The organism is Pseudomonas sp. YH-1, from assembly GCF_051990045.1.
Classification (GTDB): domain Bacteria; phylum Pseudomonadota; class Gammaproteobacteria; order Pseudomonadales; family Pseudomonadaceae; genus Pseudomonas; species Pseudomonas nicosulfuronedens.
Map to the genome: position 1 here is coordinate 1,805,132 of NZ_CP178184.1, position 25,244 is coordinate 1,830,375.

General features: G+C 67.1%; 24 protein-coding genes and 2 riboswitches. Of the genes, 14 read left to right on the forward strand and 10 right to left on the reverse strand.

Annotated features, from left to right (window positions below; all coding sequences use genetic code 11):
- The first annotated feature begins 42 nt into the window (after positions 1–42).
- From cbiE to ACKI1H_RS08540, 4 genes are all read left to right on the forward strand, one after another.
- The gene (gene cbiE, locus ACKI1H_RS08525) at positions 43–1,245 is read left to right on the forward strand and encodes a precorrin-6y C5,15-methyltransferase (decarboxylating) subunit CbiE (protein ID WP_440468142.1); all 1,203 of its coding nucleotides are present in this window, start codon (positions 43–45) and stop codon (positions 1,243–1,245) included.
- A gap of 66 nt (positions 1,246–1,311) precedes the next feature.
- Positions 1,312–2,409 (forward strand): cobalt-precorrin-5B (C(1))-methyltransferase, encoded by a 1,098-nt coding sequence (locus tag ACKI1H_RS08530; protein ID WP_440468143.1) that lies wholly within the window; start codon positions 1,312–1,314, stop codon positions 2,407–2,409.
- Positions 2,406–3,134, forward strand: coding sequence for a cobalt-precorrin-6A reductase (locus ACKI1H_RS08535; protein ID WP_440468144.1), 729 nt, complete (start codon positions 2,406–2,408; stop codon positions 3,132–3,134). The genes ACKI1H_RS08530 and ACKI1H_RS08535 overlap by 4 nt, the downstream gene beginning before the upstream one ends.
- Before the next feature lie 135 nt (positions 3,135–3,269).
- Positions 3,270–3,893 carry a glutathione S-transferase family protein gene (locus ACKI1H_RS08540; RefSeq protein WP_440468145.1) on the forward strand — a complete coding sequence of 208 codons (624 nt, stop codon included), beginning with the start codon at positions 3,270–3,272 and terminating at the stop codon, positions 3,891–3,893.
- Between the two features lie 27 nt (positions 3,894–3,920).
- Here the strand turns inward: ACKI1H_RS08540 and ACKI1H_RS08545 are convergent, their stop codons facing one another.
- On the reverse strand, positions 3,921–4,610 hold the full coding sequence (locus ACKI1H_RS08545; RefSeq protein WP_440468838.1) for a vWA domain-containing protein: 690 nt from the start codon (positions 4,608–4,610) through the stop codon (positions 3,921–3,923).
- Positions 4,592–5,599 (reverse strand): ATP-binding protein, encoded by a 1,008-nt coding sequence (locus ACKI1H_RS08550; RefSeq protein WP_440468146.1) that lies wholly within the window; start codon positions 5,597–5,599, stop codon positions 4,592–4,594. The genes ACKI1H_RS08545 and ACKI1H_RS08550 overlap by 19 nt, the downstream gene beginning before the upstream one ends.
- 143 nt (positions 5,600–5,742) lie before the next feature.
- Here ACKI1H_RS08550 and ACKI1H_RS08555 point away from each other — a divergent pair, with 143 nt between their 5' ends.
- Positions 5,743–5,877 carry a hypothetical protein gene (locus ACKI1H_RS08555; protein WP_256205205.1) on the forward strand — a complete coding sequence of 45 codons (135 nt, stop codon included), beginning with the start codon at positions 5,743–5,745 and terminating at the stop codon, positions 5,875–5,877.
- Between the two features lie 305 nt (positions 5,878–6,182).
- Positions 6,183–7,280 carry a 3-deoxy-7-phosphoheptulonate synthase gene (locus ACKI1H_RS08560; protein ID WP_440468147.1) on the forward strand — a complete coding sequence of 366 codons (1,098 nt, stop codon included), beginning with the start codon at positions 6,183–6,185 and terminating at the stop codon, positions 7,278–7,280.
- 248 nt (positions 7,281–7,528) lie between these two features.
- Here ACKI1H_RS08560 and cobN read toward each other — a convergent pair whose 3' ends face one another.
- Positions 7,529–11,260 carry a cobaltochelatase subunit CobN gene (gene cobN / locus ACKI1H_RS08565; protein WP_440468148.1) on the reverse strand — a complete coding sequence of 1,244 codons (3,732 nt, stop codon included), beginning with the start codon at positions 11,258–11,260 and terminating at the stop codon, positions 7,529–7,531.
- Between the two features lie 183 nt (positions 11,261–11,443).
- Complete coding sequence (cobW, locus tag ACKI1H_RS08570; protein ID WP_440468149.1) at positions 11,444–12,496, reverse strand: cobalamin biosynthesis protein CobW; 1,053 nt, start codon at positions 12,494–12,496, stop codon at positions 11,444–11,446.
- Between the two features lie 95 nt (positions 12,497–12,591).
- A riboswitch (cobalamin riboswitch) is annotated at positions 12,592–12,784 on the reverse strand.
- A gap of 62 nt (positions 12,785–12,846) precedes the next feature.
- Positions 12,847–13,056, forward strand: a riboswitch (cobalamin riboswitch).
- Between the two features lie 106 nt (positions 13,057–13,162).
- On the opposite strand from cobW, the gene ACKI1H_RS08575 reads away from it, so the two are divergent.
- The 4 genes from ACKI1H_RS08575 (at position 13,163) to cobM (ending at position 15,381) form a co-directional block, all read left to right on the forward strand.
- Positions 13,163–13,348, forward strand: coding sequence for a CbtB domain-containing protein (locus ACKI1H_RS08575; RefSeq protein WP_138520058.1), 186 nt, complete (start codon positions 13,163–13,165; stop codon positions 13,346–13,348).
- A 93-nt stretch (positions 13,349–13,441) separates the two neighbouring features.
- Positions 13,442–14,152, forward strand: coding sequence for a CbtA family protein (locus ACKI1H_RS08580; RefSeq protein WP_138520059.1), 711 nt, complete (start codon positions 13,442–13,444; stop codon positions 14,150–14,152).
- A 69-nt stretch (positions 14,153–14,221) separates the two neighbouring features.
- Positions 14,222–14,638 (forward strand): cobalamin biosynthesis protein, encoded by a 417-nt coding sequence (locus tag ACKI1H_RS08585; protein ID WP_440468150.1) that lies wholly within the window; start codon positions 14,222–14,224, stop codon positions 14,636–14,638.
- Positions 14,635–15,381, forward strand: a complete 747-nt coding sequence (cobM, locus tag ACKI1H_RS08590; protein WP_138520061.1) for a precorrin-4 C(11)-methyltransferase — start codon at positions 14,635–14,637, stop codon at positions 15,379–15,381. The genes ACKI1H_RS08585 and cobM overlap by 4 nt, the downstream gene beginning before the upstream one ends.
- Before the next feature lie 5 nt (positions 15,382–15,386).
- On the opposite strand, the gene ACKI1H_RS08595 is transcribed toward cobM, so the two are convergent.
- The 3 genes from ACKI1H_RS08595 to ccoG all read right to left on the reverse strand — a co-directional run bounded on the left by ACKI1H_RS08595 (position 15,387) and on the right by ccoG (position 18,967).
- Positions 15,387–15,818, reverse strand: coding sequence for a bleomycin resistance protein (locus tag ACKI1H_RS08595; protein ID WP_138520062.1), 432 nt, complete (start codon positions 15,816–15,818; stop codon positions 15,387–15,389).
- A 237-nt stretch (positions 15,819–16,055) separates the two neighbouring features.
- Positions 16,056–17,471 (reverse strand): GntR family transcriptional regulator MpaR, encoded by a 1,416-nt coding sequence (mapR, locus tag ACKI1H_RS08600; protein WP_026079353.1) that lies wholly within the window; start codon positions 17,469–17,471, stop codon positions 16,056–16,058.
- Between the two features lie 86 nt (positions 17,472–17,557).
- Positions 17,558–18,967, reverse strand: a complete 1,410-nt coding sequence (gene ccoG / locus ACKI1H_RS08605; RefSeq protein WP_440468151.1) for a cytochrome c oxidase accessory protein CcoG — start codon at positions 18,965–18,967, stop codon at positions 17,558–17,560.
- A 345-nt stretch (positions 18,968–19,312) separates the two neighbouring features.
- Between ccoG and ACKI1H_RS08610 the strand changes: the two genes are divergently transcribed.
- The 4 genes from ACKI1H_RS08610 (at position 19,313) to ACKI1H_RS08625 (ending at position 23,501) form a co-directional block, all read left to right on the forward strand.
- Positions 19,313–20,977: a nitrite/sulfite reductase gene (locus ACKI1H_RS08610; RefSeq protein WP_440468152.1), complete on the forward strand. Its 1,665-nt coding sequence runs from the start codon at positions 19,313–19,315 to the stop codon at positions 20,975–20,977.
- A complete protein-coding gene (locus ACKI1H_RS08615; RefSeq protein WP_440468153.1) occupies positions 20,974–21,537 on the forward strand; it encodes a DUF934 domain-containing protein in 564 nt (187 codons plus the stop codon). Before ACKI1H_RS08610 ends, ACKI1H_RS08615 begins: the two co-directional genes overlap by 4 nt.
- Before the next feature lie 139 nt (positions 21,538–21,676).
- Positions 21,677–22,561: a sugar nucleotide-binding protein gene (locus ACKI1H_RS08620; protein ID WP_138520066.1), complete on the forward strand. Its 885-nt coding sequence runs from the start codon at positions 21,677–21,679 to the stop codon at positions 22,559–22,561.
- A complete protein-coding gene (locus tag ACKI1H_RS08625; RefSeq protein WP_138520067.1) occupies positions 22,554–23,501 on the forward strand; it encodes an NAD-dependent epimerase/dehydratase family protein in 948 nt (315 codons plus the stop codon). The genes ACKI1H_RS08620 and ACKI1H_RS08625 overlap by 8 nt, the downstream gene beginning before the upstream one ends.
- On the opposite strand, the gene ACKI1H_RS08630 is transcribed toward ACKI1H_RS08625, so the two are convergent.
- The 3 genes from ACKI1H_RS08630 to ACKI1H_RS08640 form a co-directional block, all read right to left on the reverse strand.
- Positions 23,482–23,838, reverse strand: coding sequence for a SirB2 family protein (locus ACKI1H_RS08630; protein WP_440468154.1), 357 nt, complete (start codon positions 23,836–23,838; stop codon positions 23,482–23,484). The genes ACKI1H_RS08625 and ACKI1H_RS08630 overlap by 20 nt on opposite strands.
- Positions 23,839–23,895: 57 nt before the next feature.
- Positions 23,896–24,585 carry an OmpW/AlkL family protein gene (locus tag ACKI1H_RS08635; RefSeq protein ID WP_440468155.1) on the reverse strand — a complete coding sequence of 230 codons (690 nt, stop codon included), beginning with the start codon at positions 24,583–24,585 and terminating at the stop codon, positions 23,896–23,898.
- A 135-nt stretch (positions 24,586–24,720) separates the two neighbouring features.
- Entirely contained in the window at positions 24,721–25,239 is a 519-nt protein-coding gene (locus tag ACKI1H_RS08640) for a DUF3299 domain-containing protein (RefSeq protein WP_138520070.1), read from the reverse strand.
- Positions 25,240–25,244: the final 5 nt, after the last annotated feature.

The following is a 25,244-nucleotide window of genomic DNA, read 5'->3' on the forward strand; positions in this document are numbered from 1 at the left end:
AGCCTGCCCGTCGGATCAATCGTCGCACCCCGAGGAATTTTCATGACGCCCTGGCTGACCATCGTCGGCATCGGCGAGGACGGTTATGCCGGCCTCGGCAAGGCCGCGCGCCGCGCCCTGCTCGCCGCCAGTGAAGTGATTGGCGCGCCCCGCCAGCTGGAGTTGCTGCCGCATTGCCTGGGCGCCCGTCGCCAGGCCTGGCCGAGCCCGTTCAGCCTGGAACCGGTGCTGCGCCGGCGTGGCGAACCGACCTGCGTACTGGCCAGCGGCGACCCGATGCTGTTCGGCGTCGGTGCCAGCCTTGCCCGTCAGATTCCGTCCGAGGAAATGCTCGTGCTTTCCGCGCCATCCTCCGCTTCTCTCGCGGCGGCACGAATGGGCTGGGCATTGCAGGACTGCACGCTGCTGTCGTTGGTGGCGCGCCCATTGGCCGCACTCAACGCGCAGATCCATGACGGCGCCAGGCTGCTGATCCTCAGCAACGATGGCGGCAGCCCGACCGCCATTGCCGCTCTGCTGCGCGAACGCGGTTTCGGCGCGAGTCGCCTCAGTGTGCTGGAACACCTCGGCGGTGAGGCGGAGCGACGCATCGACGGGCTTGCCAGCGACTGGTCGCAGAGCGAGACCGCTGCGCTGAACCTGGTGGCTGTGCACTGCGTCGCGGGTGTCGATGCGGTTCGCCTGCCGCTGACCAGCGGTTTGCCGGACGATGCCTACCGCCATGACGGCCAACTGACCAAGCGTGACGTGCGCGCCGTGACCCTGGCGCGGTTGGCGCCCAGGCCCGGCGAGCTGCTCTGGGACGTCGGCGCCGGCTGTGGCTCCATCGGTATCGAATGGATGCGCGCGCATCCGAGCTGCCGCACGCTGGCCATCGAAGCCAACGATGGGCGCCAGGAACACATTCGCTTCAACCGCGACAGCCTCGGCGTGCCGGCGTTGCAACTGGTCTGCGGCGCCGCGCCGGAAGCCTTGCAGGGGCTGGAGCGCCCCGACGCGATCTTCATCGGCGGTGGCGTGACCCTGCCCGGCGTGTTCGAGCAATGCTGGGAGCAACTCAAGCCCGGCGGTCGTCTGGTTGCCAACGCCGTCACCCTGCAGAGCGAGTCCATGCTGCTGAGCTGGCGCGCGCGCATCGGCGGCGAGCTGACCCGCCTGTCGGTGTCCCAGGCCCAGCCGCTCGGCGGCTTCGATACCTGGCGCGCGGCGTTGCCGATCACCCTGCTGGAAGTCTGGAAGGAATGAAGCGTTTTTCGTACCACGACTGCATGGGTATCGCTTCGCCCCACCCATCCTGCGGTGCGCGTAGTCATGCGTGACGAAACCCCGGAAGAACCCCGCCCGCTGCGCAGCGGCTACACCACCGGCAGCTGCGCTACCGCCACCAGCCTGGCGGCGGCGCGTCTGCTGCTCACCGGTGAGGCGCTGGACGCCGCGCAGATATCCCTGCCGAAAGAGCGCCGCGCGACCCTGCGCCTGGAGTTCTGCCGCCTCATCGCTGGCGGCGCCGAAGCCGGTACGCTGAAGGATGCCGGCGACGATCCGGACGTGACCCACGGTGCGCTGGTCTTCGCGCGCGTCGCCTTGAGCGATGAGCCGGGCGTGCGCTTTTACGCTGGAGAAGGCGTCGGCACCGTCACCAAGCCGGGGCTGGTGCTGGCGGTGGGCGAGCCGGCGATCAACCCGGTGCCGCGGCAGATGATGCAAGGCAACCTCGCTGCGTTGGCGGCTGAGTGCGGCTATGCCGGCGGCTTCGACGTCACGATCAACATCGAGGGCGGCGCCGAGCTGGCGCTCAAGACCATGAACCCGCGCCTGGGTATCCTCGGCGGGCTGTCGATCCTCGGCACCACCGGCATTGTCCGGCCGTTCTCCTGCTCGGCCTACATCGCCTCGATCCAGCAGGGCATCGATGTTGCCCGCGCCAACGGCTTCCGCCACCTCGCCGCCTGCACCGGCAATGCCAGCGAAGATGCCATGCGCCGTCGCTACGGCTTCGACGACACTGCGCTGATCGAGATGGGCGACTTCGCCGGTGCCGCGCTCAAGCACCTGCGCAAGGTGCCGGTGGAACGTTTCAGTGTCTGCGGCGGCTTCGGCAAGATCAGCAAGCTCGCCGCCGGCCACATGGACCTGCACAGTCGTCACTCCAGCATCGACCTGCCGCAGCTGGCCGAGTGGGCGGCGGCCATAGGCGCCTCGGCGGAGCTGCAACAACGCATGCGCGAAGCCAACACCAGCCAGCAGGCGCTGGCGCTTTGTCGCGCCGAAGGCATCGCCCTGGGGGATGCCGTTTGCGCCCGCGCGCTGGCCTTTGCCCGGCGCATCGTGCCCCTGGAAGTCACGCTGGAAGTCTTCGCCATCGACCGCCAGGGCAACCTGGTGGGCGAAGCGCTGGAGGTACGATGAAGCGCGTCCTGCTGCTGGGCGGCATTGGCGAGGCGCTGGCCATCGCGCGCCGTCTGGGGCCGCAGCATCTCTACAGCCTCGCCGGGCTGGGCAAGGTGCCGGACGATCTGGCCTGCGAAGTGCGTATCGGTGGCTACGGCGGCGCCGAAGGCCTTGCGGACTATATCCGCGAGCGCGGTTTCGACCTGCTGCTCGACGCCACCCATCCCTACGCCGCGCAGATCAGCGCCAACGCCGCCCGCGCCGCGCAACTGGCCGACGTGCCGTGCTGGGCGCTGCGGCGTCCCGGCTGGCAGGCAGGGCCTCTGGATGACTGGTGTGACGTTGCTGACTGGTCGTCGCTGATCGCTGCACTGCAAGCGTTCCGCCGACCGCTATTCACGATGGGCCGTGAGCCGCTGGAGCACCTGGACGAGATCCCCGCCCATCAGCACTGGACCGTGCGCTGCCTGCAAAGCCTGCCTGGCAACGCTCGCGCCGACGTGCTCGGCGCGCGCGGGCCGTTCACTCTGGAGGGCGAGCGCGAGCTGTTCACCCGCCTGGGCACCGACGTGCTGGTCAGCAAGAACAGCGGCAGCCAGGCCACCGAGCCGAAGCTGCAGGTCGCCCGCGAGCGGGGTGTGCCGGTGCTGATCCTGGCGCGGCCGGGGTTGCCGGAAGTGGATCGCGAGTTCGACAGCATCGAGGCGCTCTGGCAGGCGCTGGAGCCCCTCGCCGCCGATTGACGGAACGTCCTGCGCCACGGGTGTTCACAGCTTCGTAGCGATTCGAGGGCAAGCTCGCGGTTGCGTCAAGACCGCGCTTCTCCGCCGCGCCGCCAGCCCCTATGCTGAGCCCCGGTTATCACAGGGAGTGACCCCATGCTGCGAATCCTCGGCCGCGCTTCATCGATCAACGTGCGCAAGGTGCTGTGGACCTGCGCCGAACTGAACCTGGCCTACGAACGGGAAGACTGGGGCACGGGCTTTCGCTCCACCGCTTCGGCGGAGTTCATCGCGCTCAACCCCAACGCCATGGTGCCGGTCCTCGTCGACGGCGACTTCGTGCTCTGGGAATCCAATGCCATTTGCAGCTACCTCGCCACCCAGTATCCCCAGGGCGAATTGCTGCCCACCTCACCGCACGAGCGCGCGCTAGTGGAGCAGTGGATGGGCTGGCAGGCCACCGAACTGAACACTGCCTGGCGCTATGTGTTCATGGCCCGTGTGCGTAACAGCCCCAGCCATACCGACGAGTCCGCCATCGCCCTGAGCGAGGCGCAGTGGAACCATTGCATGGCCCTGCTGGACCGCCAGCTGGAGCGTACCGGCGCGTTCGTCACCGGCGCCTGCTTCAGCCTCGCCGATGTCGTGCTCGGCCTGTCGGTGAATCGCTGGTACCTGACGCCCCTGCAGCGTCCGGATCTACCGGCGGTGGCGGCCTATTACGAGCGGCTGAGCGAGCGGCCGGGGTTCCTGTTGCATGGGCGCAACGGCGAGCCTTGATCCGGGCCATGCAATGCAGCGGTCAAATCAGCGAGCTTTGCTTGCCAGGTCGCTGATCGGCCGATACTCGGCGTCAAGTTCTTGCGCCAGTTTCCGCGCCCGTCCGAGCCTGACGGCTCCCCCCTCGATATCCACCAGCAGCGTCGGGCAGTTCAACGGTTGCAGCTCCGGCCAGTCGCGCAGGCGGCCATCGGTCAGCACCAGCAGGCGCTGGCGCTCACCTGACTGCTGCCGCTGGCGTTTGTCCAGCCATTCGCGGGCTTGTTGCAGCGCCTCGATCAGCGGGGTACCGCCGCCCGCGCCGAGCTGCTCCAGCCACTCCTGCAATTGACTCGAGGCCTTCTGGCCCTGCCATAACCAGCGCGCTTGTGTGCCAGTGGCGTGTAGTACGGCGAGGCGTGCGCGTTGCCGGTAGGCCTGCTCGAAGGTGTCGGCGAGCAGCCCCTTGGCCTGTGCGAGCGCGCCATGGCGGCGGGTGCTGGCGGAGGCATCGACTATCACCAGCCAGAGTTCGCCGGGCTTGCGACTGCGGGCGCGCAGCACGAGGTCGGCGCGGTGTTGCGGGCGGCCGTTGCGCAGGGTGGCGGGCCAGTCGATACGGCCGTGCGCGCCCGGCTGGCGGGCGCCGCTGCGGCCGCCGGCAAGCTGGCCGGGTCTGGGGTTGGCATCCGCGCCTGGGGCCGGGCGCGGGCGGATGCTCAGGGCTTTTTTGGCCAGCCCGTCAGTTGCCGGCGTTCGCCCATGGCCACGTTCCGGGCGGGCAGTTCGCCCCACTGGCCTTCGCCGTTCGAGGCGTTGGAGGGGGCCTCGGATTGGCTGGAAGCGGACTGCGGCGGCGTGCTCGGTTGGGGCGGTGTGTGACGACGGCGGTGGGCGAGGGCGAAGTGCTCGACGGCATTTATGTCCTGCGCGTCGATAGCGTGGGCACCGCGCCATGCCGCATGAGCGCGGGCGGCGCGCAGCCAGACGAGGTCGGCGCGCAGGCCGTCTACGCCGGCGGCGTGGCAGCGTTGGGCGATGTCATTCAGCGCCACGTCATCCAGCGCAATCGACGCCAGCCGCTGGCGCGCATCGACACAGCGCTGTTGCAGCGCTTGCTGTGCGCCTTGCCACTGAATGAGGAACGCCTGCGGGTCGGCATCGAAAGCCAGCCGCCGGCGGACGATTTCGGCTCGCTCGGTCGGCGCGGGCGTACCTTCCAGTTGCACCTTGAGACCGAAGCGATCCAGCAGTTGCGGGCGCAGTTCGCCTTCTTCGGGGTTCATCGTGCCGATCAGTACGAAGCGCGCCGGATGGCTGTGGGACAGGCCGTCGCGCTCGATCAGGTTGATCCCGCTGGCGGCCACATCGAGCAGCAGGTCGACGAGGTGGTCGGGCAGCAGGTTCACTTCATCCACATAAAGTACGCCGTCGTGGGCATGCGCCAATACGCCGGGGGAGAACTGCACGCGGCCTTCACCCAGCGCCGCATCCAGGTCGAGGGTACCGACAATGCGCTCCTCGCTGGCGCCCAGCGGCAGGGTGACGAAGCGCCCGCCATCCAGCAGGTCGGCCACGCCGCGCGCCAGGGTGGACTTGGCCATGCCGCGCGGCCCTTCGATCAGCACGCCGCCGATGGCCGGATCGATGGCCGCCAGGCACAGGGCCAGCTTCAGCTCATCGGCGCCAACGACGGCAGCCAGTGGGAAATGGGGAAGGGCGCTCATGGGGATTTCCTGCGGATTTCGTCCGTGCATGGTAGCGAACCGAGAGTAGGAGGTGCGACCAATGTCCATCAGAACGATAGAGCCAAGTCATTGAACGATGCGTCGCGATGCAGTAACTTGGCTCCACTTCCACGGAGAACATCATGCCGTCCAGCCTGTCCATCCAGTCCCTCGCCCGCCTCGGTGCCATCGGCTCCGTGGTTGCTCGCGCGCAGGTTCTGGCCGCGGCTGCCGGCTATTTCTTCTATGGGTATTGGTTTAGCCAAAGGCGCGCCTGATACCCCACAGGCGCCCTAGCAAGCAGGGTCGCCAACCAGACAGTTTCCCAAAACCCCGGTCGGCAACCCGACCGGGGTTTTTGTTTTTCCGGCCCACAAGGCCAACGCATTGCAAACCAATTGAATCGGGCCAAAACGCCCGGACAGAGGATCGACACATGAACACCACTTATTACCGTTACTACCGCAACTCCGACTGGCGATTTAGCAGCGCGCTGCGTGCCACCCAACGAACCTTGCCACGAACACTTAGATAGAGCGCCGAGCGCGGAACGACCACCGCGCCGGCCAAGGATGCCAGTCAGATGAACGCTTCCACCTCCACCCTGATCCGCCCAGAACACGCAGCTACCGCCGAAGTCCTCGACCTGCCGCTGCCTTCCGCTCGCCGCCGCGAACAGCCGCTGCCGAGCCCCGCCGAACTGCGCCAGCGTCTGCCGCTGTCCGCCGCCATGGCCCACCGCGTCCGCGAAGGCCGCGAAGCGATCCGCGCCGTCCTCGATGGCCGTGACCCGCGCCTGCTGGTGGTGATCGGTCCCTGCTCGCTGCACGACCCCGTCTCCGCCCTCGAATACGCCGACCGCCTCGCCGAACTGGCGCCGCAGGTGAGCGACCAACTGCTGCTGGTGATGCGCGCCTACGTCGAGAAACCGCGTACCACCATCGGCTGGAAAGGCCTGGTTTACGATCCGCAGCTGGACGGCACTGGCGACATGGCCGGCGGCCTCGAACTGTCGCGCCGGCTGATGCTGGGCATGCTCGAACGCGGCCTGCCGATCGCCACCGAACTGTTGCAACCGCTGGTGGCCGGCTACTTCGACGACCTGCTGGGCTGGGCCGCCATCGGCGCACGCACCAGCGAATCCCAGGTGCATCGCGAGATGGTCAGCGGCCTCGACCTGCCGGTGGGTTTCAAGAACGGCACCGACGGCAGCATCGGCATCGCCACCGACGCCATGCGCTCGGCAGCGCATCCGCACCAGCACTTCGGCATCGATGCGCAGGGCCGACCGTCGCTGGTACAGACCCAGGGCAACCCGGACACCCATCTGGTCCTGCGTGGCGGCCACGCCGGTCCGAACTTCGACGCGGCCAACGTGCAGCAGATTCGCCAGGGCCTGGAGAAGCTCGGCCTCGAGCCGAACATCATGGTCGATTGCAGCCACGCCAATAGCGGCAAGGACCCGCTGCGCCAACCGGCGGTACTGGACAGCGTGCTCGACCAGCGCCTGGCTGGCGACGCATCGCTGCGCGGCGTGATGCTGGAGAGCCACCTGTTCGACGGCTGCCAACCGCTGTCCGGTGAGCTGCGCTACGGTGTATCGATCACCGACGGCTGCCTGGGCTGGAGCGGCACCGAGGCGCTGTTGCTGAATGCGGCGCAGCGCCTGCGTCGGGGCTGAGGTTTTTCTGTACGAGCGAGCTTGCTCGCGAACGATTTTCCCGGCGGCTCCGAGGCTGGGCGGGTTCGCGAGCAAGCTCGCTCCTACACGTCAATGCGCCATACCGCACTGGAGGTGCGTTTTGTGTGGGGGCAACTGGCTTCTTCAGTTTGTAGGATGGGTGGAGCCTAAGCGATACCCATGCTGCTGGCGCAGGAATTGATGGGTATCACTTCGCTCCACGCCATCCTACGAAAACTGGAAATTCCTCACTGTTCCTCGCTGTCCACCAGCAGGTTCTCCAGCGTCTCCCGATAGTCCCCCGGCTCTTCCCACAACCCGCGCTGCTGCGCTTCCACCAGGCGTTCGGCGATGTCGCGCAGGGCTTCGGGGTTGTGCTGGCGGATGAACTCGCGGGTGTCGTCGTCCAGCAGGTAGGCGTCGGCCAGCAGGCGGTACTGGTGGTCGTCGACCAGTTCGCTGGTGGCGTCGAAGGCAAACAGGTAATCCACCGTGGCGGCCAGTTCGAAGGCGCCCTTGTAGCCGTGGCGCTTCATGCCGGCGATCCATTTCGGGTTCACCGCGCGCGAGCGCACCACGCGGCCCAGTTCTTCCTTGAGGGTGCGGACGCGCGGGTTGTCCGGCTGGCTGTGGTCGCCGTGGTAGCTGGCCAGCGCCTGGCCCTGGATGACCTCGGCGGCGGCGAGCATGCCGCCCTGGAACTGGTAGTAGTCGTTGGAATCGAGGATGTCGTGCTCGCGGTTGTCCTGGTTGTGCAGCACCGCCTGCAGGCCGGACAGGCGCTGGGCGAAGCGCTCGCGCGCCGGGGTGCCGTCGTCGCCGGCGCCGTAGGCGTAGCCGCCCCAGTTGAGGTAGGCCTCGGCGAGGTCGGCGCGGTTGTCCCACTGGCGGGACTCGATCACGCCCTGCACGCCGGCACCGTAGGCGCCAGGCTGTGCGCCGAAGATGCGCCAGCCGGCCTGACGGCGGGCTTCGTCGAGGTCCAGGCCTTCGCTCAGCAGGCGAGATTGATCAGCACGCACGCGAGCCGCCAGCGGGTTCAGATCGTCCGGCTCATCCAGCGCGGCGACAGCCTGCACGGCGGCGTCGAACAGGCGGATCAGGTTGGCGAAGGCATCGCGGAAGAAGCCCGAGACCCGCAGCGTCACGTCGACCCGCGGGCGGTCGAGCAGGGTGATCGGCAGGATCTCGAAGTCCTCCACGCGCTGGCTGCCGGCCTGCCACACCGGGCGCACGCCGAGCAGCGCGAGGGCCTGGGCGATGTCGTCGCCGCCGGTGCGCATGGTTGCCGTGCCCCACACCGACAGGCCGAGCTGGCGCAGGTGGTCGCCGTGGTCCTGGAGGTGGCGTTCGAGCAGGCGACTGGCGGACTGGAAGCCGAGGCGGAAGGCAGTGGGCGTGGGCAGGTTGCGCACGTCCACGGTGAAGAAGTTGCGCCCGGTGGGCAGTACGTCGACCCGCCCGCGACTGGGTGCGCCGCTGGGGCCGGGTGGGACGAAACGGCCGCTGAGGCCGGCGAGCAGGTGGCCGATTTCGCTGGCGCCACAGGCATCCAGGGTCGGGGCGATCTGCTGGTGAAGCTGCGCGAGCACCGCCGCGCTGGCGCTGCCGGGTGCGCTGACCGAGCCGTCGATCAGGCGCAGGGCGAACAGCTCCAGGCGTTCGCGGGTGTCGCCGTTGCTGCGCCAGGGTTCGTCGCTGACGGCGGTCAGCGAATCAGGGCGCGGACCTTCCCACGGCTCGGCGAAAGCGGCGTCCAGCGGGTCGCGGCCGAGCTTCAGGTCTTCGCTCAGCGCGCGCAGCAGGCTGGCGTTGCCGCCACGCCCATCGCCGCGCGGGATGCGCACCAGCGACAGCAACGTGTCGCGGCGCAACTCGCCCACGGGCGACTCGCCGAACACGTGCAGGCCGTCGCGAATCTGCGATTCCTTGAGGTCGCACAGGTAGGCGTCCAGCTGCGGCAGCCAGCTTTCCGGATCGTCACTCAACTGCAGGCCCAGCTCGCGGTCCAGCGCGGTCTCACGCACCAGCGTGAGGATGTCGCCACGCAGTTCGCTGGCGCGGCGCGGGTCGAGCAGCGAGGCGTCGTAGTACTCGTCGGCCAGGCGTTCGAGGTCGCGCAGCGGGCCGTAGTTTTCCGCGCGGGTCAGCGGCGGCATCAGGTGGTCGATGATCACCGCCTGGGCGCGGCGCTTGGCCTGTGCGCCTTCGCCGGGGTCGTTGACGATGAACGGGTAGAGGTTGGGGAGCGGGCCGAGGATCGCGTCGGGCCAGCATTCCTCCGAGAGCCCGACGCCCTTGCCGGGCAGCCATTCGAGGTTGCCGTGCTTGCCGACGTGGATTACCGCATCGGCGCCGAACACTTCGCGCAGCCAGAAGTAGAAGGCGAGGTAGCCGTGGGGCGGCACCAATGACGGATCGTGGTAGATCGCTGCTGCGTCGAGCTGGTAGCCACGTGCTGGCTGGATGCCGACAAAGCCCAGGCCGAAGCGCAGGCCAGCGACCATCATCCGGCCGCTGCGGAACATCGGATCCTGTTGCGGCTCGCCCCAGCGCTCGCGCACGGCTTGCTGGTTGGCTTCGGGCAGGCGCGCGAAGCAGGCAAGGTAGTCGTCCAGCGCCAGGCTCTGCGCGCAGGGGCGCAGGTCGAGGCTGTCGAGGTCGTTGCTGACGCCACCGAGCAGTTGCTGGATCAGCGCCGTGCCGGAAGCGGGCAGGCCGGCGACCGGATAACCCTGGGCCTCCAGCGCACGCAGGATGTTCAAGGCGGCGGCCGGCGTGTCGAGGCCGACGCCATTGCCGATGCGCCCATCGCGGGTTGGATAGTTGGCGAGGATCAGCGCCACGCGCTTGTCGGCGTTGGCCTTGCGCGCCAGCAGCATCCAGCGCCGCGCCAGTTCGGCGACGAAGTCCATGCCCGGCCGGTGCGGCAGGTAGCAGACCACATCGCTCTGGCTGCGCTCGCTGCGCCAGGCCAGGCCCTTGAAGCTGATCGGCCGGGTGATGAGGCGGCCATCCAGTTCCGGCAGTGCGATGTGCATGGCCAGGTCGCGCGGGCCGAGGCCTTGCGGGTTGGCGCGCCAGAGGTCGAGGTTGTCCAGCGAGCAGATCGCTTGCAGCACCGGCACGTCGCGGCGGAACGGCCGGTCCTGTGGCGCCTCCGGGTTCGACTGGGCGAAACCGGTGGTGTTGATGATCAGTTCGGCGTCGGCGCTATCGAGCAGGTTTTCCACTGCTTCCAGGCAGGCGGCTTCCTTGAGGCTGGCCACGGCAATGGGCAGCGGGTTGATGCCCTGGGCCAGCAGGCGATCGCAGAAGGTGTCGATGAAGCCGGTGTTCGCCGCTTGCAGATGCGTGCGGTAGAACAGCAGCGCGGCGACTGGGCACTCGGGATTCCAGTCGGCCTGCCAGCGGGCGAGGTCGCAGCGGCCGGTCTGTGGATGGTAGAGCGCGATGCGGGGCAGCGTTTGCGGCTCGCTCCACGGATAGTCGCGTTGCAGATGGCGCGTGGCGAGGCTGGCGAAGAGGTGCCGGGCGTTGTCCATCCCGCCCTGGCGCAGGTACTGCCAGAGGCGCTCTGCATCCTGCGGCGGGACGCTGCACAGCGCGCTGAGTTCGGGGTCGGGCTTGTCGTCGCCGGGTACCGCGATCAGCGTGACGCCGCGCTCGGCCAACGCCACCAACTGCTCCATGCCGTAGCGCCAGTAGCCGATGCCGCCGTGTACCGAGATCAGGATGACCTTGGCGTGCTGCAGCACTTCGTCGACGTAAAGGTCCACCGAGGCGTGGTTCTGCAGCTGCATCGGGTTGGCCAGCCGCAGGCTCGGGTAGTCCTCCGGCAGCTCGCGGGCGGCCTCGGCGAGCAGTGCCAGGTGCGAGTCGCCGCTGCAGAGAATCACCAGCTCGGCGGGCGTCTGGGCCAGGTGGGCGATGCCGTCGTCGGGGACGAAACCGCCGGGTTGGGTGCGCAGCAGGTGCATGGGCTTGCTCGGTGGTGGCTCTTCGTAGGAGCGAGCTTGCTCGCGAACAGCCTCGCGTCGGGGCTTGGTTCGCGAGCAAGCTCGCTCCTACAGGGACTTGGCATGACCGCAGGATGGGTGGAGCTTGCGTTACCCATCATCGGTGGTGGGTATCGCTGCGCTCCACGCCACCCTACGAGGTCATTACGCCAGGGCAGTACGCAGCTCGTTGGCGATGGTCGCCTGGTCCAGTTCCTGGCCGATCACCACCAGGCGCGTGCCACGGGTTTCGTCGCTGCGCCAGGCGCGGTCGAAGTGCTTGTCGAAGCGCTTGCCGACACCCTGCACCAGCAGGCGCATGGGCTTGCCGGGGATGGCGACGAAGCCCTTGATGCGCAGCACGGCGTGGCGCTCGACCAGCGCGTTCAACGCCTCGAGCAGGGCGCGTTCTTCCACTTCCGGCAGGTCGACATGGAAGGAGTCGAACTCGTCGTGGTCATGATCTTCATGGCCTTCGTGGTCGTGGTGTGTCGGGCGGCTGTCGATGTGCAGCTCGGCCTCGGCGTTCAGCCCCAGCAGCACCGAGAGCGGCAGCTGGCCGGAGCTGGCTTCGACGATCTTCACCGCCGGCGGCAGCTCCTCGGCGACTTCGGCGCGTACGCGGGCCAGCGCTTGGGCGTCGAGCAGGTCGGCCTTGTTCAGCACCACCAGGTCGGCGCTGGCCAGCTGGTCTTCGAAGAGTTCGTGCAGCGGCGATTCGTGGTCCAGGTTCGGGTCCTGCTGGCGCTGCTCGTCGACCTGCTCGGGATGGGCGGCGAAGGTGCCGGCGGCCACGGCCGGGCTGTCGACCACGGTGATCACCGCATCCACCGTGCAGGCGTTGCGGATTTCCGGCCACTGGAAGGCTTGCACCAGCGGCTTGGGCAGGGCCAGGCCCGAGGTCTCGATGAGGATCTGGTCGAGGTCGCCGCGACGCGCCACCAGTTCGCGCATCACCGGGAAGAACTCTTCCTGCACGGTGCAGCACAGGCAGCCGTTGGCCAGTTCGAAGACGCGGCCGACCGCCTCTTCTTCGCTGCAGCCGATGGAGCACTGCTTGAGGATGTCGCCGTCGATGCCCAGCTCGCCGAATTCGTTGACGATCACCGCGATGCGGCGGCCTTCGGCGTTGTCCAGCATGTGGCGGAGCAGGGTGGTCTTGCCGGCGCCGAGGAAGCCGGTGACGATGGTGACGGGGAGTTTGGCCAGGGTTTTCATGCGCGCCTCGCAAGCGGAAGTTGGCGGGCGGATGAAGGGCGCGCGCGCGGGTTCGCCGCGCAACGAAGGTCGCCACCGGATCACCCCGCCCGGTTGTCTTGATGCTGCACGAGGCAGGTCTCCTGGCTCACAGCCCTCTGTCGTCTCTTCGCCTTCCCGCCCGAATCGGCAGTGGCGCGTGAAGAGACAGGCTGTTCACAGTTGCGGGGGCAGCCGTGGCGCATCCGAAGATTTCCACGTTCCCTCTTAGCTCCGGCCAGCGCCGGAGAACCTCGAAGCAGGGAAGGCTACGCAGCGCAGGCGGGACGGTCAATCGCCGGGGATCGGTTGACGCCTGTCGGCTGCCGTGGTCAGCTAGCGCGGTTCCAGGTGTCTCGCGCCACGCGCGAGGTGAAACGGGAAGCCGGTGCGTCCGCAAGGACCAGTCCGGCGCTGCCCCCGCAACGGTAAGCGATCGTAGGGTCATCAGTAGTCACTGTGCTGACGCATGGGAAGACTGACCCGCTTGGCCACAGGCCAACGTCGCAAGCCCGGAGACCGGCCTGGAGCTTTCGTTTTTTGGCAAACCCGCGGTGGGCGGGCGCAGGCCGTGGCGCGACCGTTCCGGCGCGTTCGAATGCGTTCAACCTCTGCGTTCTCTTACTTTGATCTTCAGAGGGAACGTTCATGTCCAGCAGCACCCTGACGCACGCGTCGAGCACTTCCATCCCCCTTTCCAAGCGCATCAGCCTGGCCGTTGGCGCCAGCCTGCTGGGCGCGCTGCTGGTGTACTTCGCCGGCTTCTCGCATCTGGATGCGGTCCACAACGCCGCGCACGACACCCGCCACAGCGCCGGTTTCCCCTGCCACTAATGTGCACCGCCTGCGCGTAAGCGCAGCGAATTCGAGGCACTCTCGGTCGCGCTTTTGCAGCGTTCGAGGCCTCGTCTCGCCTGGAGAATTGCAATGATCAAACGTATCGCCCAGACCGCCGGTTTCGCCGGTCTGATCGCGGCGCTGGTACTCACCGTGGTCCAGTTGCTGTGGGTATCCCCGCTGATCCTCAAGGCGGAGACTTTCGAGAAAGCCGAGCCGGCCGCCGCGCTGGTCGAAGAACATGCCCACGAGCATGCCGAGGGCGCCGCCGCCGGCCACCACCATGATGACGAAGCCTGGGAGCCAGAAGACGGCTGGCAGCGCATCCTCTCCACCACCGGTGGCAACCTGGTGGTCGCCGTGGGTTTCGCGCTGATGCTGGCCGGCCTGTTCACCCTGCGTGAGCCGGGCAAGACTTCCGAAGGCCTGCTCTGGGGGCTGGCCGGTTTCGCCGTGTTCACCCTGGCACCTTCGCTGGGCCTGCCGCCGGAAGTCCCTGGTACCGCCGCCGCCGATCTGACCCTGCGGCAGACCTGGTGGATCGGCACCGCCGCCGCCACTGCCGTTGGCCTCGCGCTGCTGGTGTTCGGCCGTCACTGGGCACTGAAGGCCGTCGGTGTCGCGTTGCTGGTGGTACCGCATGTGATCGGTGCGCCGCAGCCGGAAGTGCATTCCAGCCTTGCACCGGAAAGCCTGGCCCACGAGTTCATCATCGCCTCGCTGGTCACCAACGCGGTGTTCTGGGCAGCCCTTGGCCTGGTCGCGGCCTGGCTGTTCCGTCGCTTCGCACCGTCGGCCTGATTCGCGCGTTATGCTCGCCCCCGCAGCCGGCACCGCCGCCTGCGGGGTTTTGTTTTCTGGAGGTAGGGAATGACGCTGGTTGCCGGCCTGGGTTGCCGCCGTGGCTGCTCGCTCGATGAACTGCGCGAGTTGCTGCGCGCGACGTTGGCCGAGTCCGGGCTCGACGAGTCGCACCTCACCGCGCTGGCCAGTGCCACGCTGAAGGCCGACGAGGAGGGGTTGTTGGCGCTGGCCGCCGCACTCGATCTGCCACTGAGGCTGTTCACGCCCCAACAGCTGGCAGCGTGCGAGAAGCGCCTGAGCGATCCCTCCGAAACCGTGCGCGCGGCCACTGGCAGCGCCAGCGTCGCCGAGGCTGCCGCGCTGCTGCAGGCCGAGGCCCAGGGCAACGCGCCGGCACGCCTGCTGGTGGGAAAACGGCGCAGCGACCAAGCCACCTGCGCGTTGGCCTTCATCCCCGTCGAATCCGCACAGGAGCAGCCATGACGGTCTACTTCATCGGCGCCGGCCCCGGCGACCCCGAACTCATCACGGTCAAGGGCCAGCGGTTGATCCGCACCTGCCCGGTGATCCTCTACGCCGGCTCGCTGGTGCCGCCAGCGGTGCTGGAAGGGCACAGCGCCGAACGCGTGGTGAATACTGCCGAACTGAACCTGGACGAGATCGTCGCGCTGCTGGCGCAGGCCCATGCCGAGGGCAAGGACGTGGCACGGGTGCACTCCGGTGATCCCTCGCTGTACGGCGCCATCGGCGAGCAGATCCGCCACCTGCGCGACCTGGGCATCGCCTACGAGATCATCCCCGGTGTTACCGCGACTTCCGCCTGCGCGGCGATCCTGGGTTGTGAGCTGACCCTGCCGGATATCTCGCAGACGCTGATCCTCACCCGCTACGCCAGCCGGACGCGCATGCCGGAAGGCGAATCCCTCGCCGAACTGGCGCAGCACCGCGCGACCCTGGCCATTCACCTAGGCGTCGGCCAGTTGGCCAATATCGTTGCAGAGTTGCTGCCGTACTACGGCGCGGATTGCCCCATTGCGGTGATCCACCGCGCCAGCTGGCCGGACCAGGACCAGGTCACCGGCACCCTCGGCGACATCCTGCCCAAGGCAGAAGCCAAGGGTTTCCGGCGTACGGCGCTGATCCTGGTGGGCAGGGTGCTGGGGGCGGAAGGGTTTGCCGATTCGTCGCTGTACAGCGCGGAGCATGCGCACCTGTATCGGCCGTAGCGAAATCACTCGGCTGGCAGGGGCCGCGATCCAAGACTCTGGGCGAAGCGCAACAGGTAGCCGTCCGGGTCCTGGACGAGGAAATTGCGCTCGCCGTACAACTGTTCGTCCTGCCGGTACCAGCGCTCCTCGACGGGTTTGCGTAGCGAGATGCGCGCCTCGTTCAGCGAACTCACCAGCGCCTGAATATCGGGGCAGCGAATGGAGAAGTTGACGCCTCGTCCCAGTGGAGGGTCCAGTGGGCGCACGCTCCATGGCGAGTCGGAATGCCAGTCCTGCTCCAGCATGAGCTGGCTGTCGCCAAAGGAAAGAAAGGCGAAGTCGTCTTCGCGGCGCTGGTACTCGATGGCGAAACCGAGCACCTCGCAGTAGAAGTGCAGGCTTCTCGTCAGGTCTGCGACGATCAGTTCCGGCACCAGGGCGTTCATCTTCAGCATGTCGGTGTTCTCACGCCAGCCACTGCTCCCCGCGCGGCGCCATGCCGCGCCGCAGGTACCAGCGTACCCACAGGTGCACGCCGAGTGCGGCGCACACCGTGAGCAGGATCATCAGGTCTTCGGCATCCATGGCAGCTTCCCTCGTCCGGGTTTCCTGCCTGACAGGGTAGGCCTGCGACAAAGTGCCGCACAGATACAGATCGTTTCCGAATGTGCGGATCAGTCCTGCGGCGCTTGTCAGCCCTGCAGCGAATGAATGATCCGTCCGAGGGTTTCCATGGCCTGTTCGCTGGCCGTCGTCCAGGGGTGCCCATAGTTCAGCCGCAGGCAGTGGCCGAAGCGCCGCGTCGCCGAGAAGATCGGCCCCGGCGCCAGGCTGATGCCCTGGGCGTGGGCGAGCTGGAACAGCTTGAGCGCGTCGATCTGCTCGGGCAGCTCCAGCCACAGGAAGTAGCCGCCGCTGGGCCGGGTGACGCGGGTAGCGGCGGGGAAGTGCCGGGCCACGGCGGCGAGCATCGCGTGCTGCTGGCTTTCCAGCGCGTGGCGCAGCTTGCGCAGGTGGCGGTCGTAACCGCCGTGCTGCAGGTAATCGGCGATGGCCGCCTGGGCCGGCACCGAGGCTGACAGGCTGGTCATCAGCTTGAGCCGCTCGATCTGCTCGGCGTAGCGTCCGCCGGCCACCCAGCCGACCCGATAGCCTGGCGCCAGGCTCTTGGAGAAGGAACTGCAGTGCATCACCAGCCCTTCGCTGTCGAACGCCTTCACCGGTTTGGGCGCCTGGGCGGCGAAGTACAGTTCGGCGTAGACGTCGTCCTCGATCAGCGGCACCTGGTGCTGGCTCAGCAGGGCGGCGAGGGCGCGTTTCTTGTCTTCGCTCATGCTGGCGCCCAGCGGGTTCTGGAAGTTGCTCATGAACCAGCAGGCCTTGATCGGCAAGCGCGCCAGGCTGTCGGCAAGCACGTCGAGGTCGATGCCTTCGCGCGGGTGTACAGGGATTTCCACGGCCTTGAGCTTCAACCGCTCCAGTACCTGCAGGCTGGCGTAGAAGGCCGGTGCTTCGATGGCGACCAGGTCGCCCGGCTGGGTGACCACCTGCAGGCACAGGTTGAGCGCTTCCAGCGCGCCGTTGGTGACCACCAGTTCCTCCACCGGCAGCGGCATGCCGCCGACCATGTAGCGCAGGGCGATCTGCCGGCGCAGCGCGTGGCTGCCGGGGGCGAGGTCAGCGACCACCGAGCGCGGGTCCATGTCACGCACGGCGTGGGCCATGGAGCGGGCCAGGCGTGGAAGGGGGAAGAGTTCCGGCGCCGGGAAGGCCGAGCCGAAGGGCACGGTGTCCGGGTCCTTGATCGAGCTGAGCACCGAGAACACCAGTTCGCTGACGTCCACTTCGGTGGTCTGCGCGTCGTGGCGGGCGATCTCCGGTTCGGCCAGGGCCCGCTGCACGTGCTCGCGGACGAAGTAGCCCGAGCGCGCGCGGGCGACGATCAACCCGCGATCCTCCAGCAGGTAATAAGCCTGGAACACCGTGGAAGCGCTGACCCCGTAGGTGCGGCTGGCGTGCCGCACCGAGGGGACCTTCTGGCCGGGGGCGAGCACGCCGCTGCGGATCAGGCCGGCAATCTCGTCGGCGAATTTCTCGTAGCGCTTCATCTTGTCCTGCACGGCGGCCTGGGGGGCGGAAGAGTCCGCCCACTCTAGGCGCTGCGCCGAGGTCACGCCAAGCTCCCTGGCCATGCTCAGCGCCTCGGCGAGACGAAGGTGCTGGCGGCGTCGATCTCCTCATTACCGTCACTGACGCGGAAGTGCAGCGGCACCGAACCACCCGCGCTGCTCTGCGCCTCACTGGCCACCGAGACGGCGAAGTCGCGAATCTCGCCTGGTTGCAGCATCAGCTCCGGCACGCCCTGCAGGCGGTAGCCGGCACCGTCGGCGAGGCTCAGGTGGTAATGCTGCGGCTGCTGGGTCTTGTTGATCAGCTTGAGGTTGTAGATGTTCTCGATCTCGCCGGCGGCGTTCTCGCGGAACAGGCCACGGTCGCGGGCCACGTCGAGGTTGATCAGCGGCCTCGCCTCCAATGCCCAGACGAAGGCGCCGATCATCACCAGCAGGACTGCCGCGTAGCCGATCAGGCGCGGGCGCAGCAGGTGGGTCTTGCCGCCTTCGAGCGCACGCTCGGAGGTGTAGCGCACCAGCCCGCGGTCGTAGCCCATCTTGTCCATCACCGAGTCGCAGGCGTCGATGCAGGCCGCGCAGCCGATGCAGGCGATCTGCAGGCCGTCGCGGATGTCGATGCCGGTGGGGCAGACCTGCACGCACTGGTGGCAGTCGATGCAGTCGCCCAGGCCCAGGGCCTTGGGATCGGCGTCCTTCTTGCGTGCGCCACGGGATTCGCCGCGCACCGCGTCGTAGGAAATGATCAGGGTGTCCTTGTCGAACATCACGCTCTGGAAGCGCGAGTACGGGCACATGTGGATGCACACCTGCTCGCGCAGCCAGCCGGCGTTGGCGTAGGTGGCGGCGGCGAAGAAGGCGACCCAGAAGGTGCTTTCCAGGTCGAGCTTGAAGGTGAGCAGGTCCATCACCAGCGGCCGCACCGGCGTGAAGTAGCCGATGAAAGTGACCGCCGTGGCCAGGCTGATCAGCAGCCAGAGACCGTGCTTGGCACTTTTGCGCAGGACTTTCTCGGCGCTGGCCGGGCCCTTGTCGAGTTTCATGCGCTGGTTGCGGTCGCCCTCGGTGACCTGCTCGGCCCACATGAAGATCCAGGTCCACACGCTCTGCGGGCAGGTGTAGCCGCACCAGACGCGGCCGGCGAACACCGTAATGAAGAACAGGCCAAAGGCGGCGATGATCAGAATCGCCGAGAGCAGGATGAAATCCTGCGGCCAGAAGGTCGCGCCGAAGATGTAGAACTTGCGCTCGGGCAGGTCCCAGAGCACCGCCTGGCGGCCGTTCCACTGCAGCCACAGGGTACCGAAGAACAGCAGGAACAGCAGGCCGCCGCCGAGCCGGCGCAGGTCGCGGAAACGCCCGGCGAAGCGCTTGGTGTAAACCGTCGGGGTCACCGCCGACAGCGGTTTCGGTGGCGGGGTGAAGCGTTGCGGTGCGTCGATCTCGATGACCTTCGCGGGGATTCTTTCGCTCATTATCGTGGCCCATCAGGCAGAAGAGGCGCCGCGACTGTACGAATCGGTCTGCACCCGAAACAGATTCAGGTCCGCCGGAAAAAACCATATCAGATGACGAAAATCGCTCCGCCCCGCGGCGCCACGGGCTCGGCGTGCTGGGCGATAGGGCGGCTGATCGGGCCTGTTGCGGCAACCGGTCGCAGGCCCGCCGGGACAGGCGCGGGGCGCATCTGATCCGGTTTTTCCCGCGCGATCTGCCGCTGTTTTGCGCAGCAGGCGCCGGCCACTATTTGGTCAACCGCAAAGTAGCGCGCTCGACGACAGAAGCAGGCCGCTACGCAACGTCCCGAAGGTGGCCTGGCGATGTACCGATACGATGATTACGACCGCGCCCTGGTGCGCGAGCGGGTGGCGCAGTTCCGTGACCAGGTGCAGCGCCGCCTGAGCGATGAGCTGAGCGAAGAGGAGTTCCTGCCGTTGCGTCTGCAGAACGGCCTGTATCTGCAGAAGCACGCCTACATGCTGCGCGTGGCGATTCCCTACGGCACCCTGTCCAGCGGGCAGATGCGCATCCTGGCCTGGATCGCCCGCGAGCACGACCGCGGCTACGGTCACTTCACCACGCGGCAGAACATCCAGTTCAACTGGGTCGAATTGGCACGCGTGCCGGACATTCTCGAACGCCTGGCAGATGTCGAGATGCATGCCATCCAGACTTCCGGCAACTGCGTGCGCAACATCACCACCGAGGCCTTCGCCGGTGTCGCCGCCGACGAGTTTCTCGATCCGCGCCCGCTGGCGGAAATCCTCCGCCAGTGGTCGACGGTGAACCCCGAATTCCTGTTCCTGCCGCGCAAGTTCAAGATCGCCCTCTGTGCCGCCGAAGAAGACCGTGCGGCAGTGATGATGCACGACATCGGCCTCTACCTGCGCCGCGCCGAGGATGGCGAGCTGCGACTGAAGGTGCTGGTCGGCGGCGGGCTGGGGCGCACGCCGATGCTCGGCCAGGTGATTCGCGACGACCTGCCCTGGTGGCACCTGCTGTCCTACGTCGAGGCCATCCTGCGCGTGTACAACCGCCATGGCCGGCGCGACAACAAGTACAAGGCGCGGATCAAGATCCTGGTGAAGGCGCTGGGCATCGAGGCGTTCTCCCGCGAGGTAGAGGAAGAGTGGCAGCACCTGCGCGATGGCGAGGCGCAGCTGACGCTCGATGAGTACCAGCGCGTCGCGGCGGCATTCGATCCGCCGGTCTACGCGCCTTCTGACGATCTTGCTTTCGGGACGGCGTTGGCCGCTGATGCGGCATTCGCTCGCTGGGTGTCGCGCAACGTGCGCCCGCACCGCGTACCGGGCTATGCCAGCGTGGTGCTCTCCACCAAGCCGGGTGCCGAGGCGCCGCCGGGGGATGCGACGGCCGAGCAGATGGAGCGGGTGGCCGACTGGGCCGAGCGCTTCGGCTTCGGCGAAATCCGCGTCGCCCATGAACAGAACCTGGTACTGCCGGACGTACGCAAGGCCGATCTCCATGCGCTCTGGCGGGAAGCCTGCGCGGCTGGCCTGGGCACGCCGAACCAGGGGCTGCTGACCGACATCATCGCGTGCCCCGGCGGCGATTTCTGTGCGCTGGCCAATGCCAAGTCGATCCCCATCGCCCAGGGCATCCAGCAGCGCTTCGAAGACCTGGACTACCTGCACGACCTGGGCGACCTGAGCCTGAATATCTCCGGCTGCATGAACGCCTGCGGTCACCACCACATCGGCAACATCGGCATCCTCGGCGTCGATAAGAACGGCAGCGAGTGGTACCAGATCACCCTGGGTGGCGCGCAGGGTACGAAAAGCGCGCTGGGCAAGGTGATCGGCCCGTCGTTCAGCGCCGCCGAGGTGCCGGACGTGATCGAGGCGCTGGTGCAGACCTACGTGGAGCAGCGTGGCGCGGGCGAGCGCTTCGTCGAAACGGTCGAACGCATCGGCCTGGAGCCTTTCAAGGCGCGGGTTTACCGCCAGGCGGAGGTGCCGGCATGAAGAATCTGATTCGTCTGCGTGACGGTGTGGCCGAGCTGGCGCCACACGATCCCTGGACGCTCTTGCGTGAAGTGCCTGATGAGTTGCCTGACGGTCATTTCATCCTGCCACTGAAGGATTGGCTAGCGCTCAGCTCTGGTAGGAGCGAGCTTGCTCGCGAACAGAGTGCTCCCGAGACGCCGGAGCTGGTCGGTTCGCGAGCAAGCTCGCTCCTACAGAATGCCGGGGTGTGGCTGGCGCCGGAGGACGATCCCGAAGACCTGATCTGGCGCCTGAAGGAGCCCGCCTTGATCGCCATCGACTTCCCCAGCTTCCGCGACGGTCGCGGCTACAGCCTGGCCTACCTGCTGCGCAGTCGCCTGGGGTGGCGCGGCGAGTTGCGCGCGGTGGGCGACGTGCTGCGCGACCAGCTGGCGCACCTGCGCCAGTGCGGTTTCGACGCCTTCGCCGTGCGCGAGGACAAGTCCGTGGAAGACGCGCTGAAGGGGCTGGCGGGCCTGAGCGTGCTCTATGGCCGCTCGGTGATCGAGCCGCGTCCGCTGTTCCGTCGTCGCACTTAGCACGTCACCGCCGCTCGCGGCCAAGGCTGCAGCGGGTCGGCCAAGCTTGACGCTGTGCCGGGGGGCAGGAAAAATGCGGGCATCATCCTCGACGCCGCGTGCGCCGGGGTAACCCACGGATTCGAGTGACCCCCAGAATATGCGCATGCGCCTGATGCTGTTGGGTGGCGGTAATGCCCTTGGACAGGCGCTGATCCGCCTTGGTGCCGAGGAAGACATCGGCTTCCTCGCCCCCCGGCCGCCCGAACAGGGCTGGGACGCCTCCAGCCTCACCGTCCTGCTGGACGAGACCCGCCCCGACGCGGTGATCAACCTCGCCTACTACTTCGACTGGTTCCAGGCCGAGGCCGTCGACGCCGCTCGCCTGGCCAGCCAGGAGCGCGCGGTGGAGCGTCTGTCGGAACTCTGCCAGCACCACGAGATCCTGCTGATCCAGCCGTCCAGCTACCGCGTGTTCGATGGCGCCCGCGCCACCGCCTACAGCGAGAAGGACGAGCCGCTGCCCCTGGGCCCGCGCGGCCAGGCGTTGTGGCGTATGGAACAGTGGGTGCGGGCGACCTGCCCGCGCCATGTGCTGCTGCGCTTCGGCTGGCTGCTGGATGACAGCGCCGACGGCGTGCTTGGCCGCTTCCTCGGGAGAGCCGAGAAGGAGCAGGTGCTGTTCCTCGCCGACGACCGGCGCGGCAACCCGACCCCGGTGGATGACGCCGCGCGGGTGATCCTCTCCGTGCTCAAGCAACTCGACTGCCAGTCGCCGCTGTGGGGTACCTACCACTACGGCGGCCTGGAGGCCACGACCACCCTGTCCCTGGGTCAGGTGGTGCTCGGCGAGGCCCGCGCCTTCCATACCCTGGCCGTCCAGGAACCGAGCCCGCAGGCCCACGCCGCGCGCCCGGACGCCGGTGACGAACCGCAGCATGCGGTGCTCGCCTGCAAGAAGATCCTCCATACCTTCGGTATCAAGCCGCGCGCCTGGCGCGCCGGCCTGCCCGCCCTGCTGGACCGTTACTACCGCCATGTCTGATCGCCTCATTCCCTCCGCGCAGCCCATCCTCATCACCGGCGGCGCGGGGTTCATCGGTTCCCACCTGGCCGACGCCCTGCTGGCGCAGGGGTTTGCCGTACGCGTGCTGGACGACCTGTCCACCGGCAAGCGCGAGAACCTCGACAGCCGCGTCGAACTGATAGTCGGTAACGTTGCCGATGAAGCCGCTTTGCGCGGTGCGGTGAGCGGTTGCCAGGGCGTCGTGCACCTGGCGGCCATCGCTTCGGTGCAGGCTTCGGTGGAAGACCCGGTGGGCACCCACCGCGCCAACTTCATCGGCACCCTGAATCTCTGCGAGGCGATGCGCCAGGAAGGCATCCATCGAGTGCTGTTCGCTTCCAGCGCAGCCGTCTACGGGCAGAACGGCGAAGGCTCCGCCATCGACGAGGACGTGGTGAAGGCGCCGCTGACGCCCTATGCCTCGGACAAGCTGGCCAGCGAGTACTACCTGGACTTCTACCGTCGCGAACACGGCCTGGAGCCGGCGATCTTTCGTTTCTTCAACGTCTATGGCCCGCGCCAGGACCCGTCCTCGCCCTATTCCGGGGTGATCAGCATCTTCGCCCGGCGCGCCGAGCAGGGCCTGCCGATCACCGTGTTCGGCGACGGCGAGCAGACTCGCGACTTCATCTATGTCGGTGATCTGGTGAAGCTGCTGATGACGGCGCTGCTGGCGAATGACGTGGCCGAGTCGGCGATCAACGTCGGCCTCGACCAGTCCACCAGCCTCAACCAGTTGCTGGCCGAGATCGGCAAGCTCACCGGCGGGCTGCCGCCGGTCACCTACCAGCCGGCGCGCCACGGTGATATCCGCCACTCCCGCGCGGACAACCGCCGCCTGCTGGAGCGCTACAGCCTGGATACCCCCACGCCGTTGGCAGAGGGCCTGGCCCAGCTGATCACCACCAGGGCTTGTTGACGGCCAGGTAGAAGATGCTGGCCAGCGAACCCAGCGCGAGCACGCTGAGCAGCGCCTTGCGCGGTTTCGATGCGCTGCGCAGGGCAAAAGCCGCCAGCACGATGTAGAGCACCAGCAGGCCGATCTTTGCCTGCAACCATACCGGCAGCGGCCAGGGCATCGCCAGGTGCACCAGGCCCAGGGCGCTGAGCAGCAGCAGGGTGTCGATCAGATGGGGCAGTCCGCGCTGCCAGCCCGAAGGGCGCTTGCCCCACCAGCTCAGTCCCAGGCGCAGGAGAAAGAGCAGGGTGCTGATGATCGCCAGGCTGACGTGCAGTGCTTTGAGTTCGAGGTACATACCGGTTCCCTGAAAGTGAAAAAGGCGCCCTTGGGCGCCTTTTTCATGTTTGCTCCGTCAGAAACGGTAGCCGAAACCGACCATGTAAACCCAGGGGTCGACGTCGACATCAACCTTGACTTTGCCTACGCCATCCAGATTGGTAGTGGCTTTGGTATCGATGTCCATGTACCACACCGCGGCGTTGACAAAGGCGTGTTCGTTAAGCATGTAGTCCATGCCCAGTTCGGCGGCCAGGCCCCAGGAGTCTTGCAGCTTCAGGTTGCTGAAACCCTGATCCTTGCGGGAGCTGGTGAGGTCTTCGTCAAAGAAGGTGGTGTAGTTCACGCCGAGGCCGCCATAAGGCTGGAAGGCAGAACCGGTACCACCCATGGGGTAGTACTGCAGCAGTACGGTTGGTGGCAACTGTTTGATATCAGCGAGCTTGCCATCAAGGCCGCCCAAGCCTTTCACGTCAACCTGGTGCTTGAACGGAGTCGCGGCGACCAATTCGACGCCGATTTTGTCGGTGAGCAAGTATGCGAAGGTCAGGCCCAATTGGGTATCGCTATCGACGGTAGCTTTTCCACCCAGCGATGTGCCATTGGCTTTCAGGTGGCCGCTGCTATCGTCAGGGTCAACGGTGGCGATACCGCCGCGTACCAGGAAGTCGCCAGCCTGGTGGCCGCGAATGTCGGCGGCCTGGGCTGCGATCGGCGCTGCGACGGCGAGGGAGAGAAGCGAGGCGGTGAGCCAGGACTTACGCATGATGAGCTCCAATATCTCTTTGGTATAAGTGTTGGTGCTCAGAATAGTAGAGAGCGCTAAAAGCACACTTTTGACCTGGCTCAATAAAGACCCCAGACCGCAGAGGGTCAAGGCGTGCGGCAAAGCGCCGCACCATTACTGGCCGGTGTACTCGTAGGGTTCGATGCTGCTGGCCTGCATCTGGTAGCCGGCCTCGGCAAGATCGCTTTCCATCGCCTTCACGCTCATCTTGCCGATGATCCAGAAGGGTTGGTAAAGCTCGTCGACTTTTACGCCCTTGCCGCCTCGAACATAGACGATCTGGTTGGATGGCGGTGCTGGTACGTGGATGCAAGCGCCGTAATAGGGCACCAACAGGAAGTCGCGCACGGTCTGGCCGTCTTCCTCCACTTCCAGGGGCACGATGTAGCCCGGCATCTTCACTTCCTGGCCGTCCAACTGCGCTACCACGGGTGCGTTGGGTATCTGCTGCTTCACTGCCGGGCCACTCTCCGAATTGAGTACATCGGAAAGCTTGGACATATCGTGCAGCGGCACCGGCGGCGGGGGCGGTGGTGCGCCCTCGGGGATCAGCTCGGGCCAGGTCAGCTCACGCGGCGCCGCCCAGACGGCGGCGCTGGTGGCGAGCAGCAGGAGGAACAGCAGACGGCGCATGGGAC

Excerpts from the sequence above, each read along its gene's own strand:
- ACKI1H_RS08630 (WP_440468154.1), bottom strand. The coding sequence starts at position 23,838 with ATGTACCTCGAACTCAAAGCACTGCACGTCAGCCTGGCGATCATCAGC.
- ACKI1H_RS08595 (WP_138520062.1), bottom strand. The coding sequence starts at position 15,818 with ATGCTGAAGATGAACGCCCTGGTGCCGGAACTGATCGTCGCAGACCTG.
- ACKI1H_RS08550 (WP_440468146.1), bottom strand. The coding sequence starts at position 5,599 with ATGAGCGCCCTTCCCCATTTCCCACTGGCTGCCGTCGTTGGCGCCGAT.
- ACKI1H_RS08575 (WP_138520058.1), top strand. The coding sequence starts at position 13,163 with ATGTCCAGCAGCACCCTGACGCACGCGTCGAGCACTTCCATCCCCCTT.
- cobN (WP_440468148.1), bottom strand. The coding sequence starts at position 11,260 with ATGCACCTGCTGCGCACCCAACCCGGCGGTTTCGTCCCCGACGACGGC.
- ACKI1H_RS08610 (WP_440468152.1), top strand. The coding sequence starts at position 19,313 with ATGTACCGATACGATGATTACGACCGCGCCCTGGTGCGCGAGCGGGTG.
- cbiE (WP_440468142.1), top strand. The coding sequence starts at position 43 with ATGACGCCCTGGCTGACCATCGTCGGCATCGGCGAGGACGGTTATGCC.
- ACKI1H_RS08560 (WP_440468147.1), top strand. The coding sequence starts at position 6,183 with ATGAACGCTTCCACCTCCACCCTGATCCGCCCAGAACACGCAGCTACC.
- ACKI1H_RS08540 (WP_440468145.1), top strand. The coding sequence starts at position 3,270 with ATGCTGCGAATCCTCGGCCGCGCTTCATCGATCAACGTGCGCAAGGTG.
- ACKI1H_RS08580 (WP_138520059.1), top strand. The coding sequence starts at position 13,442 with ATGATCAAACGTATCGCCCAGACCGCCGGTTTCGCCGGTCTGATCGCG.
- ACKI1H_RS08530 (WP_440468143.1), top strand. The coding sequence starts at position 1,312 with ATGCGTGACGAAACCCCGGAAGAACCCCGCCCGCTGCGCAGCGGCTAC.
- ACKI1H_RS08620 (WP_138520066.1), top strand. The coding sequence starts at position 21,677 with ATGCGCATGCGCCTGATGCTGTTGGGTGGCGGTAATGCCCTTGGACAG.
- cobW (WP_440468149.1), bottom strand. The coding sequence starts at position 12,496 with ATGAAAACCCTGGCCAAACTCCCCGTCACCATCGTCACCGGCTTCCTC.
- mapR (WP_026079353.1), bottom strand. The coding sequence starts at position 17,471 with ATGAAGCGCTACGAGAAATTCGCCGACGAGATTGCCGGCCTGATCCGC.
- ACKI1H_RS08640 (WP_138520070.1), bottom strand. The coding sequence starts at position 25,239 with ATGCGCCGTCTGCTGTTCCTCCTGCTGCTCGCCACCAGCGCCGCCGTC.
- ccoG (WP_440468151.1), bottom strand. The coding sequence starts at position 18,967 with ATGAGCGAAAGAATCCCCGCGAAGGTCATCGAGATCGACGCACCGCAA.
- ACKI1H_RS08555 (WP_256205205.1), top strand. The coding sequence starts at position 5,743 with ATGCCGTCCAGCCTGTCCATCCAGTCCCTCGCCCGCCTCGGTGCCATC.
- ACKI1H_RS08535 (WP_440468144.1), top strand. The coding sequence starts at position 2,406 with ATGAAGCGCGTCCTGCTGCTGGGCGGCATTGGCGAGGCGCTGGCCATC.
- ACKI1H_RS08585 (WP_440468150.1), top strand. The coding sequence starts at position 14,222 with ATGACGCTGGTTGCCGGCCTGGGTTGCCGCCGTGGCTGCTCGCTCGAT.
- ACKI1H_RS08635 (WP_440468155.1), bottom strand. The coding sequence starts at position 24,585 with ATGCGTAAGTCCTGGCTCACCGCCTCGCTTCTCTCCCTCGCCGTCGCA.
- cobM (WP_138520061.1), top strand. The coding sequence starts at position 14,635 with ATGACGGTCTACTTCATCGGCGCCGGCCCCGGCGACCCCGAACTCATC.
- ACKI1H_RS08615 (WP_440468153.1), top strand. The coding sequence starts at position 20,974 with ATGAAGAATCTGATTCGTCTGCGTGACGGTGTGGCCGAGCTGGCGCCA.
- ACKI1H_RS08625 (WP_138520067.1), top strand. The coding sequence starts at position 22,554 with ATGTCTGATCGCCTCATTCCCTCCGCGCAGCCCATCCTCATCACCGGC.